Annotated in this window: 11 protein-coding genes and 1 pseudogene; 2 read left to right on the top strand and 10 right to left on the bottom strand. The window is 38.5% G+C overall.

Going from position 1 to position 13492, the window contains the following annotated elements; translation table 11 throughout:
• Positions 1-28: 28 nt before the first annotated feature.
• From HMPREF0874_RS05090 to HMPREF0874_RS05075, 4 genes are all read right to left on the bottom strand, one after another.
• Positions 29-823, bottom strand: coding sequence for a hypothetical protein (locus tag HMPREF0874_RS05090; protein WP_008602116.1), 795 nt, complete (start codon positions 821-823; stop codon positions 29-31).
• 276 nt (positions 824-1099) lie between these two features.
• A complete protein-coding gene (locus tag HMPREF0874_RS05085; protein ID WP_039965199.1) occupies positions 1100-1759 on the bottom strand; it encodes a DUF542 domain-containing protein in 660 nt (219 codons plus the stop codon).
• 265 nt (positions 1760-2024) lie between these two features.
• Entirely contained in the window at positions 2025-3023 is a 999-nt protein-coding gene (gene pta, locus HMPREF0874_RS05080) for a phosphate acetyltransferase (RefSeq protein WP_008602113.1), read from the bottom strand.
• A gap of 57 nt (positions 3024-3080) precedes the next feature.
• Positions 3081-4295: an ATP-binding protein gene (locus HMPREF0874_RS05075; protein WP_039965198.1), complete on the bottom strand. Its 1215-nt coding sequence runs from the start codon at positions 4293-4295 to the stop codon at positions 3081-3083.
• 345 nt (positions 4296-4640) lie between these two features.
• Here HMPREF0874_RS05075 and HMPREF0874_RS05070 point away from each other — a divergent pair, with 345 nt between their 5' ends.
• On the top strand, positions 4641-5318 hold the full coding sequence (locus HMPREF0874_RS05070; RefSeq protein ID WP_008602109.1) for a lactate utilization protein: 678 nt from the start codon (positions 4641-4643) through the stop codon (positions 5316-5318).
• Here the strand turns inward: HMPREF0874_RS05070 and HMPREF0874_RS05065 are convergent.
• Both HMPREF0874_RS05065 and HMPREF0874_RS05060 read right to left on the bottom strand, forming a co-directional pair.
• Positions 5296-5571: a helix-turn-helix domain-containing protein gene (locus HMPREF0874_RS05065; RefSeq protein WP_004694625.1), complete on the bottom strand. Its 276-nt coding sequence runs from the start codon at positions 5569-5571 to the stop codon at positions 5296-5298. The genes HMPREF0874_RS05070 and HMPREF0874_RS05065 overlap by 23 nt on opposite strands.
• Positions 5572-6072: 501 nt before the next feature.
• Positions 6073-7425 carry an NAD(P)-dependent oxidoreductase gene (locus HMPREF0874_RS05060; RefSeq protein WP_008602104.1) on the bottom strand — a complete coding sequence of 451 codons (1353 nt, stop codon included), beginning with the start codon at positions 7423-7425 and terminating at the stop codon, positions 6073-6075.
• A gap of 615 nt (positions 7426-8040) precedes the next feature.
• On the opposite strand from HMPREF0874_RS05060, the gene HMPREF0874_RS05055 reads away from it, so the two are divergent.
• A complete protein-coding gene (locus HMPREF0874_RS05055; RefSeq protein WP_008602102.1) occupies positions 8041-9228 on the top strand; it encodes a MalY/PatB family protein in 1188 nt (395 codons plus the stop codon).
• A gap of 335 nt (positions 9229-9563) precedes the next feature.
• Here the strand turns inward: HMPREF0874_RS05055 and HMPREF0874_RS05050 are convergent, their stop codons facing one another.
• The 4 genes and pseudogenes from HMPREF0874_RS05050 to HMPREF0874_RS10175 all read right to left on the bottom strand — a co-directional run.
• A complete protein-coding gene (locus HMPREF0874_RS05050) occupies positions 9564-11207 on the bottom strand; it encodes a DUF438 domain-containing protein (protein WP_008602099.1) in 1644 nt (547 codons plus the stop codon).
• Positions 11208-11636: 429 nt separating this feature from the next.
• Positions 11637-12266 (bottom strand): superoxide dismutase, encoded by a 630-nt coding sequence (locus tag HMPREF0874_RS05045; RefSeq protein ID WP_008602097.1) that lies wholly within the window; start codon positions 12264-12266, stop codon positions 11637-11639.
• A 368-nt stretch (positions 12267-12634) separates the two neighbouring features.
• Positions 12635-13174 (bottom strand): cysteine hydrolase family protein, encoded by a 540-nt coding sequence (locus HMPREF0874_RS05040; protein WP_008602095.1) that lies wholly within the window; start codon positions 13172-13174, stop codon positions 12635-12637.
• 213 nt (positions 13175-13387) lie between these two features.
• A pseudogene (locus tag HMPREF0874_RS10175) lies at positions 13388-13492 on the bottom strand (phosphatidylglycerophosphatase A); the annotation flags it as partial.

Below are 13492 nucleotides of genomic sequence, written 5' to 3'. Positions count from 1 at the left end.
ATCTCCTAATTTAAATTAAAAATCTTTATTACACTAATAATGTTTTCACATCATAATTAAATTTTGCCGTTGTTTCCGCCGCAGTTTTTTGCCATTCTGTTGTTGCTGTACCATCTTTTTCAAGGAAGAATCCAGAATCAAGATAGCGAATGATAATATAATTGGAATCTTTTTGATCAAAGCCATTACCACGAGTGAAATCGATACCATGACCTGTATTGCGCGTTACGATAGCTTCCAACAAAGGCAACGTAATGGCATTCAACGTAATTTTCATATCACATTTGTCGAAAATCTTTTTAAAGAAAGAACTAGGTTTTTCTTCTTTATATACTAATAGTTTACTAATTGTACCATTAGATGCACACACTACGCGACGAATTTCATTAATAGGAATATCTACCTTACCATTCGAGATAACACCGTTTTTAATGGTAATTTCTCGTTTACCCATGTAGGAGTAATCTAGTGGTAATTGAAGAGTGTCTAAATTTGCAGGGAAGTCCGCTGTCAATTTATGGCGAGCAAAGGCAGCAATGATTGCTTTAGTTTCACGAATATTATGACCAGTATTATAATCTGTACGGTCAGTATCTAAATCTTGACCTTCTATATTTTTCCAATTATGGTCTCTAAATATAATCGAATAGTTACTATTTGAATTTAAATATCTTGTAAGATGAAGCTCATTTACATCATCAAAATCAATGTCAGTTATAACTTGTCCATTCGAATCTTTACAGAGTACACCATTGTAACTAACCGTTAATATACGATCCGTACTTTCAAAAACAACAGGATTTGTGTCGAATACAGAAATCATAGCCCTCTCCTTTTCACGACTTCAAACATACCTACACCTGTATATATCAAGTGCATTTACTCAATATATTGATTAAAGATATTAATCAAATATAGTTAACTTAATCATACACCTTCTATATGAATTTATGCAAATGATGTATTTCCCCCATACTATAGCTACAAACTCATGATTCTCAAGATAACAAAAGACACCAACCATTCAATTGGTGTCTTTACTACATACAAGGAGCCATTTTGCAATAGCTCCTTGTCATTATACAGATGATATTATAATCTATTTCATGTCAAACAAAACAGAATTTTCTAAGAAAATATGTTCATGCAGGCCTTCTTCTAAGGCTTTCATGGTCTTAAATACATACACATAAGTAGCACAGCCATCTGCTGGTGCTGTGTACTGGTTGGTCAATGCACTTAAGGATTCCAAAAGTACACCTGCAGCTTCGTGTTCAGCACGAAGTTCTTCAAAGTCTACGGGTTTACCCGCTTTAAACTCAGGGAAGTCTACATGCTCTTCATGCCGGAAATGAGGTACAAGAGCGGATTTAAGTTGCAAAAAGATTTGATAAATCTTTGTCAATTCCTCACCATGATGGTCATAATGTACATTTAACAGTTTTGCCAACTCTTGGTCAATTTCATCAATCATATTTAATTGTTCTCTATGATAGGTATGAACAATGTAATCAATCAATTGGTCTTTAGAATAGCTAAGCACCTCTGCACGAGAAGATTTCTGAGCAACTTGTACATCATTTAGCATAGCAATGTATGCATCCACATCTTTACCTTTTTCTGCAATAGCCTCAGCTAAAGGATGTCCACCACCACAGCAAAAATCAATTCCATCTTTTGCTAATACATCCATTAACTCTGGATTTACTTTAACCGCATCAGCTACGGTCATGGATTTATTAATAGTCCCAAAACTCATAAGATACACCTCCAATGGTTTACGCCGATCTATTTTCTTATAGTTATACTATACGGCCAACCATGGATTCTGTCTGTCGCAGTGGCTACGAATTTGAAAGTAACATGACAATAATGGTAACGCTGTAAGAAATAACATAGCGTGATGAATATAAAAATATATGGATATATGTTGAACATACAAAAAGCTGGCCCTATAGAGCCAGCTTTCAGCATATCAAAACATATACAACATATGTGTATATATATAATTGTTTAGGCAGATATTAAATGCTTTCAACAGCAGCGATAGCAGCAACGTCTACAACGTCTTGAGCAGAGCAGCCACGGGAAAGGTCATGGACTGGTTTAGCCAAGCCTTGAATCAATGGGCCAAGAGCGTCAGCGCCGGAGAAGCGTTGTACCAATTTGTAACCAATGTTAGCAGCTTGAAGATCAGGGAAGATCAAGATGTTAGCTTTACCAGCTACATTGGAGCCAGGAGCTTTCTTTTCTGCTACGGAAGGAACGATGGAAGCGTCTAATTGCAATTCGCCATCGAATTTGAAATCAACGTTGCGTTCTTTCAAGATGTTAACAGCTTCAACCACTTTATCTACTTCTGGAGTGGAAGCGGAGCCTTTTGTGGAGAAGGACAACATGGATACGCGAGGGTCAGCCATGCCAACAACTTTGCGAGCTTTTTCTACAGTGGATTCTGCAATATCAGCCAATTGTTCGCTAGTTGGATTAGGCAATACGCCGCAGTCAGAGAATACAAGCATACCGTCGTCGCCATATTCTTTTTTGCTTGTGAACATGAACATGGAAGAAGATACAGTTTTAAGACCTGGTTTAGTACCTACAACTTGCAATGCAGCGCGCAATACGTTTGCAGTTGGGCAAGCGGAACCAGCAACCATGCCATCTACTGCGCCAAGGCGAACAAGCATAGCGCCGAAGAACAAGCAATCGCCTTTCATAGTTGCGTCAGCTTTTTCAGGAGTCATGCCTTTTTTAGCGCGCAATTCTACGAATGTATCAACCATTTCTTGGTAACGATCGTAGTTAGCAGGATCGATGATTTCAGCACCTTCGATGGATACACCAACAGCTTTAGCAGCTTCAGCGATTTCAGCAGGGTTGCCAACGAGTACAGGTGTTACGAAACCTTCTTTCAAAATAATTTCAGTTGCTTTCAATACGCGTTCATCTTTGTATTCTGGCAACACGATTTTTTTACCTAATGGTTTTACTTGGTCTTTTAATTTTTGAATTAAATCCACGATTTTTGCCTCCTTAACATTGGCTTTACGCCATATCAATACTATTATTATAGCAAGTTAACGACTCTCTAACAACCATTCTAAAACATTTCGTTGTTGAATTCCGTCGTAGTTGGCATTTTTATTTAGTTCATCTAAGGTGAGCAAAAACTTAGAGTATTGGTCTTGTACCGCCTCAAGCGGTGCTAGTTCTCGGCTCAAAGTATTAGAGTCAAGTACGGTCTCACTAACTTGATAATATTCGGTAATTCCCCCTTTTTGTGCTACAAAATCTATTTCACCCTTAGCAAGTTGCCCTACATATACGGTGTATCCTCGTCTAATGAGCTCTAGAAAAACGATATTTTCTAGAATATGACCTGTATCACGGCTCGCATTCCCAACTAGCAAATTTCGTAATGTTACATCAACACTATAATACTTTGCATTGATACGTAGTAATTCTTTACCTCGTACGTCATAGCGATTTACCTTATATAACAACAAGCTATCCTGTAATCCTTGTAAATACCGTTCTACAGTTTTATTATCGATTTTTCGACCTGCACTAACGAGAGAGTTGGCTATTTTATTTGGTGAAAGTAAACTACCAACATTCGCCATAATATACCGCACTATATCTTGTAAAATTGTGACATCATTAATTTTCAATCGAGCCACAACATCATGCAATAACAAAGTATTATATAATCCACGTAAATATTCTTGAATATCAAAGTCTTCGCCCCCTAATTGCTGAGTATAAGGGAAGGAACTTTCACGAAGATAGGCCTCATAGGCAGGAATCAAAGAATACTGATTACCCTCATACTTGCTATGGTAAAACTCACTGAAGGACAATGGAAACATCTGAATTTCCACATATCGTCCAGTCAACAATGTGGCGATATCAGAAGACATAAAGTATGCATTGGAGCCCGTAATATATAAATCTGTGTTCTCTTTTACAAACAAGCTATCTACGACACGATGAAATTGATCTACATGCTGAATTTCATCAAGAAAAATGTAATTCGTTTCATTAGGCTGTATACGTTCTAAAATATATTGATACAACGCATGGTAATCTCGCAAATGATCGTATTCCAATTCTTCAAAATTAATGGAAATAATCTGTTCAGGCTTCACATTATCTGCCAATAACTCATCTTCAAACAGCCTAAACAATGTAGATTTACCACAACGGCGTATGCCTGAAACGACCTTAATAATAGGCCGCTCTCGATTACGCCGTAAAAAATCTAGATATCCTTGGCGCTGAATTAACTTCATAAGGGCCTCCTCATCTATGTACCTTCTCATAGATGGAACCCATGTATTAGTAATATCAGATATCATATCACTTACCTAATAAATTTGGATTCCATTCCAACTTTATATTAATTTTATCATAAAGTTGGATTTCATTCCAAATTTTTATTATTTTAATCATAAAATTGGATTAGATTCCTAAAGTTTTACTTTAAATTTTAACATACAGCACTTCAATTAATGTTTATCTATGAACTACATACCAATAATTGAACTCTTTACACATAATACGCTACAATAATAGAAACAAAATACGGATAGCCAAATGCCAATTTATATTCCTTATACACCCATTTAGGAGGTCTTATGGCGAATACAGAGGCAACAATCAACGCTGTTATACATCCAAAATACAATGATACACCTATAGACATAGAGAAAACAATTAAAGCCTTGGAACGCAATAATTTTGTAGTCCATTATTTCGAAACAGGTACTGAAGCTATTTCCTATTTAAAAGATCGTATTCAAAACAAACGCGTAGCCATCGGGGACTCTCGCACGTTACTAAAACTCAACGCTTATAAAGCCCTATCCGAAGTCAACGAAGATGTAACGGATATTCAACGTCCCCTTCCTGGTGAAAGCTTCCGCGACACCGCATTGCGCACCATGGGGCGTGATGTATTTCTCACCTCTGTAAATGCTCTTGCTCAAACGGGGGAAATGGTCAATATTGATGGTACGGGTAATCGTGTTGCCGCCTCACTCTTTGGCTCTCAAGAGGTATTTTTTGTGCTAGGCATCAACAAAATCACGCCGGATTTAGCTTCCGCCATCTATCGTGCACGCAATGTGGCCGCTCCGCTCAACAGCAAAAAGAATAAAAAGAGCTGTCTCAATCCATGTGCCACATTAGAAGAGAAATGCTATGACTGTGGTTCTCCCGACCGCATATGTAATGCATTAACCATTTACTATAAAAAGATGCGCAATATGCAAACCATGGAAGTCATCATCATCAATGAATCTTTAGGCTTCTAATTGTTTGCGGCCCATTCAAAAAATCTTGTATATTCATTTCTCCAAGTCCATACACGACTCTGTAAATTGTGGACCACCGAGGATCTACGGCACCACTTTCAAGGTCACTAATATAAGATTGGGCTAAACCAGATTTATCTGCCAATTGATATTGAGTCATTCCCAATTGTCTGCGCCAAAGTAAAATCAATACACCAAGCTTGTGAACTTCTTGTCGAACTTGTAGATCTTGACAACATACGATAGGATTCATGCCAACCTCTATCTACTTTCTCCCTCAACACATATTTATGCCTTTACTATAAATCTGGGCTCAATCATTTCCTAGTAGTGGTTGAAAAGCGATAACACAAAAGCCTTAACAAAAACTAATGTGTAAATCATTTTAATTAAGGCTTTTGTTCTATGCAGATTTCATTGCGTAGGATTTCATCATTTCGTGGAATTTTAGTATATATAAAAGTTATTATCATTAAAAATACAGATAGTAAATCAAAAATACAGGTATTATCTATATATTGCAATTCTTTTACAGTATTCATACATTATGCATACACTTGATTTATAAAATTACCTAGTTTTATTTATAATACAAGAAGACTATACGATATAAAGTAAATGCGATATATAGTAAATGCGATATATAGTAAATACGCAATATTGTTAAAATACATTTAGAAATAATAAGTCTATTAACAATACAAAAGGACTATACAGCTGAACTGTATAGTCCTTTCTATGTATTTATATAAAATTATTGATTTGCGCTTTCTTGTGCTTTTTTGATTTCCATGTATTTAACCATACCATCAACGGCTTTTTTAGCTTCACGCATAGCCAATACTACGGTAGCAGGTTTGTGAACAACGTCACCACCTGCAAATACGCCTTCACGACTAGTCATACCATATGGATCTTCAGATGTAATAATATAACCTTTTTCATCTACTTTTAAGTTATTACCTTCACCTACAAGACGAGCATTTGGTTTATGACCTGCGGCGATAATGATTTTATCAACAGGCATTACTTGGAAGTTACCAGTACCGTGGATACCTGCACCATCTTCGTTAAGTGCCATCACTTCGTATTTGAAGCCTTCTACCTTATCTGTACCTTCTACGCCTACTGGAGAAGCAAACCATTGGAACTGAACGCCTTCAGCACGAGCTTCTTCGTATTCAGACAACAAGGCTGGCATTTGTTCTTGGCTACGACGATATGCTACAGTTACCGCTTCGCAGCCTAAACGGACGCATGTACGAGCCGCATCCATCGCTACGTTGCCACCACCGATGACGATAACACGATCGCCTTTTTTAACAGGAATTTGATCTTCATCAAGTTCCCCATTTTCTACCAATTGTACGTTAGTCAACAAGTACATCGCTTGGAATACACCATGCACTTCATCGTTTTCCATGCGCACTTCTTGAGGAATATGTGTACCAGTACCGATAAAGATAGAGTCAAAACCTTCAGCAAAGAGATCATCCAAAGTTTTATCTTGACCAATAAATGTATTACATACGAATTTAACACCTAAGCCTTCAAGACGAGCGATTTCACGACGTACAACGGCTTTGGACAAGCGGAATTCGGGAATACCGAATAAGAGTACACCACCTGGTTCAGATTGGCCTTCAAATACAGTTACCTCATAACCGAGTTTAGCCACATCACCAGCTACGGACAAACCTGCAGGCCCAGAACCTACTACAGCTACCTTGCCGAGATCTTGTTTGATTTTCTTAGGCTTGCGAAGTTCATTGATGCTTTCAAAGTCAGCTGCAAAGCGTTCCAATTTACCGATGTTAATAGGCGGTTTCTTCGCCTTATTCATGATACAGTTGCCTTCACATTGGTTTTCACGAGGACAGACGCGGCCGCAAATAGCCGGCAAATTCGTCCGTTCCGCCAAAATATCGTTTGCTTCACCGAAATTGCCGCGTGCGATAGCCTGAATAAAACGAGGAATCTCGTTCTCAATGGGACAACCCATGCGACACAACGGCTTAGGACAATTCAAACAACGCTTCGCCTCCGCAAGCGCCTCCTCCATCGTATAATCCGCATCAAAATGTAGTGGTTTTAATTCGTTACTCATGGCACATGCCTCCTAACAAGGATCCAGTACTATACTTACAGCGTTGCATGCACCTAAGCATTCCGATGAGCCCTCTCACATAGGGACGCCGCCACATGCTGCTAACATTTATCTTTTGTAACCATTTGATAGACGTGTGGTCACTGGTCAGACTCACACTATTCTATAGTATATTCTAAATTGTGAAAGTCCCAACAGTCAAGCAAATATCACACGTTTTGTATACGAATATAGCCCTTATACTTGCAAGGAGTGCATAGAAAAAGAGGCACCAGTAGGCACCCCTTTCATAGCGATGTATAGTTCTAGGTTTGGTTTAGGATTGTTTTTTAGATTAAATATGTGTGTGCGAATAAAACCTTCTGTGTGTTTTGTTTGCGAGTTAAGAAAAAGGTTATGACATCGCTATGTAGTGCTGATTTAGCACTACTTTCGCAAAACAATTATGTAATTAATAACATAATTACTTTAGTATTATATGCAAGATTAAACTATGTTAATTTTTACATATAACTTGATACATATATATTGATATAATACAAATAGAGATTTACGACTTTTGCACGCTAACCACAGCCAAATCTATCCTGAATTTTGACTAATGCGAGATTCCCTATGAACACAGCAGAGTTTACCAAAAAATACTATATTGATCGCCGAGGATCTCATTCCAGAAAATGGGACGGACAACATTTAAAATTCAATCGCATCGATTTATTACCACTATGGGTGGCGGATATGGATTTTATGCCGCCCCGGTGCATCCAAGAGGCGATTTGCAACTATGTGAAAGCTACTCCTTTAGGCTATACCATGACAAATCCCAATTACCTAAAGGCTGTCATTAGTTGGTACAAACGTCATCATAACTGCACAATCGTTAGCGACTGGCTTACTAGTGCCCCCAATGTTATTACAGCCATCATGTGGTGCATAGCAGCTTTCACAAAAACAAATGATGCCATCGCAGTGTTAAGCCCTGTGTATGGCGCATTCGACAGTAGCACCAGCGATGCGAAGCGGCAAATCATCGCCGTTCCCATGACGCGCAACGAAGATAATCGCTATGCCGTTGATTATGAAGCCTTTGAGGCCGCTATCATTAAACACGATGTAAAATTGTTTATTCACTGTAATCCACACAATCCAGTAGGCCACGTATGGACTGCAGAAGAAATGGATCGACTATTTAGTATCTGCCAGCAACATAAGGTCCTTATCATTAGTGATGAAATCCATCAGGACCTCATCACGGGACTTACACCATTTACATCTGCATTAACTGTGTCTAAAGGAGCGTATACAGACAGGCTCATCGCCATGTCCTCGTTGTCAAAATCGTTCAATATAGCTAGCCTGCACCACGCAGAGGTCATTATCCCTGACGAAGAACTGCGGAATCATTACAACGCCTTTAAAGCCCTTGTATACCATACAGATTCGGACGTTCTTGCCGAGGCAGCCATCACAGCTGCCTACACGCATCCAGAAGCAGAAGCATGGCTAACGGACCTACTCAATGTAGTGAAAGAAAACTATGATTATATGTGCAATAAACTACTTGCCAACTTGCCTGAACTTCGCATTAGCCCTATGGACGGCACCTATTTGGCTTGGATCGATTTTAGCGCTTATCTTAAACCAGAGGAAATGCATGATTTCTTTGAAAATAAATGCGGTATTGCACCAAGCTTTGGTGAATGGTTTGGTGGTGAAAGCTACGCAACCTTTGTGCGCTTGAACTTGGCCACAAGCCTTGAGAACATCAAAATTGCTACGAATGCTATCCTACAAAATATTTAAATATTACAGGTCTAAAATAATAGTTAATTTTCAATATCACTATATAATCAAAAGAGGCAGTCACAGCTGTTTAGAACACGTCTGTGGCTGCCTCTTATTATATTTAAACCTACTTTTAGCTAATCATACGTTACTATTACCGACATCTAAAGCCTTTATTAGGAGTATTAAAGCAATTATTTATCAGGAGTATTTGAAATAATCGATTATTCGGAACGTTTGAAAAGCCTTTTAGCAGGGATATTTAATAGTCTTTTACTAAGAATATTAAAAATCGTTTTTTACTAAGAATGTTTAAAATGGTCTTTTAGTAAAGATATTTAAAATAAAATTTACTAGGAACGTTTGAAATGGTCTTTTGCAAATTGCATGTCTTGCACTAATTCTAATGTACCAAGGTAATTATTGTTTTGGTCGCGCACCGCCATATAGTTTACATAGAATGGACGACCTACCTTTTCAAGCCATACCGCCACATTATCGCGTTCCCCTTTGCGGAAGGATTCGATAATACCGCGTACGATAGGCTCTATCTTTGGAGGATGGCAAGAGTATACATCGCGACCGATAGCTGTAGTAGGGCGTTTAAAGACCTTTTCACCATCATTGAAGTAACGGTTAATGTCTTCGTGGTCAACGAAGGTTACTTCCATTGGCATTGTATTAAGCATGGCATTTAATTGATCTACAGTTAAGCTACCACCTATTAGAGCAATAGTATTATCATCGCCACTTGCTTTTGTTGTTTGTGTAGCTAATGCGGCTTCAGCCTCTGTCCAAATAGTGCGTTTTACCCCAAGGATTTCTTCATACTGCGCTGTATCTTTGTAAATTTGATACCACTCTTCAGTACTAAAGTTCTCTGCACAAATTGGGAACAAGATATTTTGCTCTTTGTAGATCATCTCTTGAGCACGTGTGAGAAGACCATCAAACTCTTCGTACCAAGCATCATCAATAGACTTAGCACGAGCTAGACGACCAAAGCCATCGCGAATATCGTCATCAACAGTCCACATAACCATGGATGGACCAGAGATATCATAGGCTACTTTCAAATGAGGATATAAAAGGTCGCCCTTCTTAGCGTAGTGAATAGACACTTGGCGCACTTCGTTCACATCATCTACCGTAGCAGTCTTATCGGCCACCTTAACCTTTGTAGCTTCAATCAACGCATCAAGAGCTTTGTTTTCTTCTGTTAATCGATTGAGTGGATGACCTACTGTTTCGACTAGCGTTACTACGCTTTGACTTTTTTCTTGTGCTTCTAGTACAGCCTCAACCTTAGCGTGTTCAGACTCCATTTGTTCATGGATAGTGGAGCCGTGGAACAAGGCAGAGTGAAGGTCACATAATTGTTGAACCTCTGCTAGTGGTGTGCCTTCACGCATAAGGCCTTGTTCAGCTTTCATGATTTCACTAGCCTCAACATGGGCGAATTGACTAGCAAAGTCTTCACGAACGGCACCAAGGTCTTCACCTGTACCTAAACGTTTCAAGAAACCTTTGAGCTGCTCTACGCGTTCGCTATCTTGAACTGTATCTTCAGCCTTAGTTTCGGAATCTTCATCAGTATTAGCTGGCGCTGTAGTAGATACTGGTTCACTGTTTTCTACTGCATTTGCTGCAACTGTACTAGATGCTACGTTAGCAGATGCATCCGTAACATTAGACTTTGTAGCCGTTGCGGTAGGCGCTACACCAGGATGACCCGTAGTTTCCGCATCATCACCAGATAGATTTGGCATTTCACCTTCTAAGGTAAAGCCAGCTTTCATGAAAGCGCCCACGATATCAATCATGGATACGCCTTTCATCTTAGCCCCTTTCGGGATGGTCATGATTTTACCAACAGAGTTCAACATCACCTTGTTTGTAATTTCGCTGAACCCTAATTCTTTCATAATATCTGCTACTTCAGGATATTCTTTTACCAAATCATATACAGATTTGGATAGATCTAATTTCTTTTCCATTTTGAGCCCCTCATGTCAAAATCTTTATAAAATACTTACTAATATTAATGAGCCCCTATACGTAAAAATCTCGCATATAAGGCTATCTATTTACTGTGAAAGGTCTATATATAATGACCTATGCATCTATGATAAACGATATCGATTAGAAAATCTGTATCCGTGGCAATACTTTTGAAAGTAATTCAAAATTTTTCAGAATATCATGTAACGCTTTACCAATAGTAACTCTTTACCAATAAAATAAATTATACGCTTATACGCTCGAAAACAGTAAAAAAAGATAAAAATAACGGATAGATGATTATCCATCCCGGCTCATACATGAAGGGAGACACATCAACTATCCGTTATATATTTAAATTACTTATCTATTACTGTTTCTGTTTCTGTTTCTGTTTCTGTTTCTGTTTCTAACAAGTGTACCACTTAATCATGATGTGGTTTCAATGCTTTTTCGTAGTTTTCAGAAACTTTGTCCCAGTTAATAACGCGGAAGAATTCCTTGATATAGTCTGGGCGACGGTTTTGGTAGTGCAAGTAGTATGCATGTTCCCAAACGTCCAAGCACAAAATTGCTTTTTTACCTTCCAATAGAGGATTATCTTGGTTCGCAGAGGATGTCACTTCTAGCTTGCCATCTTTGTTAACTACAAGCCAAGCCCAACCAGAGCCAAAGCGTGTAGCTGCCGCAGTAGAGAAGCTTTCAACAAACGCATCGTAGCCCCCAAGTTCAGCGTCAATAGCCTCTTTCAAAGGACCTTGCAATTTAGAAGTATCTGGTTTTGTCATGATTTCCCAAAACATGGTGTGGTTCTTGTGACCACCACCATTATTGATAACTGCTTGACGGATATCTTCTGGCACATTAGCAATATCGCCGAGAATGCAGTCTACACAACCATACGCAAGATCCGGATATTTCGCGATGGCCGCGTTCAAATTATTAACATACGCTTGGTGATGCTTGTCATGATGCAATTTCATTGTTTCAGCGTCGATAACAGGCTCTAGGTAATCATAAGCATACGGTAATGGTGCGAGTTCGAAAGGTTTCATAGTAGTCCTCCTTAAATTTAGGGCATAGAACAATGCTAACTATTTCGTATCATCGTTCTTGTGAAAGCGATTCGATGCACCTGCATCGTTAGTATAATATCAATCTACTAGCATAGCATATATACTTCAAGAAGAGACGTATTATCCTAACTTTAACCAGAAGTTAAGATATACTTTTCAGCCAATAAATTGATATGAATTATCATTCTTTATCTAATTGTACACATTATATAGAAAAACGTCAATATAAAAGGCTAACATAAAAAGGCCATGGGAACTCCCACAGCCTTTCATTAGTTGATTGTTATGGACTTTTGCTCAGCAATAACACATAGTTCTACATAAAAACATATACAGATATATACAAATTATTCGACAATGCACTGGCACATTTTCATCGTTGCTAATGCCGCTTGATGAGACTCCTCTGTTACGCCAGCACAACAGCTCGAATCAATGTGAATCGGAATCTCTGGCAAGCCTGCTTTCAACATAATCGCATTGGACACAACGCAAATATCTGTACATAAGCCGATGAGCGTAATAGACTCAATAGGATTTACTTTATCCATGCCCTCTAACCGAGTGAGCAACTCAAAAGAGGCAAAGTTTGGTTTATCTACAAAGGACACTGGACTCATAATTGATCGACCTTCTGCAGCCTCAATCAAGCCATCCACAATATGCCAGCCCTCGGTATTTTTAACGCAATGTGGCACTGGTAAAAGCTTTCCTTCTTGGTGTTCCAAGTAATCTCTATCATGCGTATCACGCGTAAAAATAATAGGGCCATCAAAGCTTTCAATTTTCTTACGCACATTATCTACGATTAACTGTGCTTGCGATGAACCAAGGGCACCATCTACAAAATCATTTTGCATATCGATTACTACTAGAACCTTTTGCATAGCTCCTCCTGTATATAGCTACAAAACAAAGTACTTATTTCCAATCAATATTATTTATACTCTTTATTCTTTATAACATCAATAATATCTAGCAACTCTATACATTGTTATCAAGTTGTTGTGAAAGTGTCATCAAATTGTTGTGAAAGTGTTATCAATGAGTCATCGAAGCCTATCTCATACTTTATCGATAAATAGATATATGACAAACTTCTATTCTTCTGCTATAGCATGTTGCACGCGATTTGGCTCATTATGTGCCAGTTTTCCTGCCGCTGCTGCCGCTACAGCACCTACTAAATCATCAAGGAATGTATT

The organism is Veillonella sp. 6_1_27 (assembly GCF_000163735.1).
Taxonomy (GTDB): Bacteria; Bacillota; Negativicutes; order Veillonellales; family Veillonellaceae; genus Veillonella; species Veillonella parvula_A.
This window is presented reverse-complemented; position numbering and strand designations above follow the sequence as displayed.

Bases quoted from the DNA above. Each gene is read 5' to 3' on its own strand.
- HMPREF0874_RS05040 (WP_008602095.1), bottom strand. From the start codon at position 13,174: ATGCAAAAGGTTCTAGTAGTAATCGATATGCAAAATGATTTTGTAGAT.
- HMPREF0874_RS05045 (WP_008602097.1), bottom strand. From the start codon at position 12,266: ATGAAACCTTTCGAACTCGCACCATTACCGTATGCTTATGATTACCTA.
- HMPREF0874_RS05075 (WP_039965198.1), bottom strand. From the start codon at position 4,295: ATGAAGTTAATTCAGCGCCAAGGATATCTAGATTTTTTACGGCGTAAT.
- HMPREF0874_RS05060 (WP_008602104.1), bottom strand. From the start codon at position 7,425: ATGAGTAACGAATTAAAACCACTACATTTTGATGCGGATTATACGATG.
- HMPREF0874_RS05050 (WP_008602099.1), bottom strand. From the start codon at position 11,207: ATGGAAAAGAAATTAGATCTATCCAAATCTGTATATGATTTGGTAAAA.
- HMPREF0874_RS05055 (WP_008602102.1), top strand. From the start codon at position 8,041: ATGAACACAGCAGAGTTTACCAAAAAATACTATATTGATCGCCGAGGA.
- HMPREF0874_RS05085 (WP_039965199.1), bottom strand. From the start codon at position 1,759: ATGAGTTTTGGGACTATTAATAAATCCATGACCGTAGCTGATGCGGTT.
- HMPREF0874_RS05065 (WP_004694625.1), bottom strand. From the start codon at position 5,571: ATGAATCCTATCGTATGTTGTCAAGATCTACAAGTTCGACAAGAAGTT.
- HMPREF0874_RS05090 (WP_008602116.1), bottom strand. From the start codon at position 823: ATGATTTCTGTATTCGACACAAATCCTGTTGTTTTTGAAAGTACGGAT.
- HMPREF0874_RS05070 (WP_008602109.1), top strand. From the start codon at position 4,641: ATGGCGAATACAGAGGCAACAATCAACGCTGTTATACATCCAAAATAC.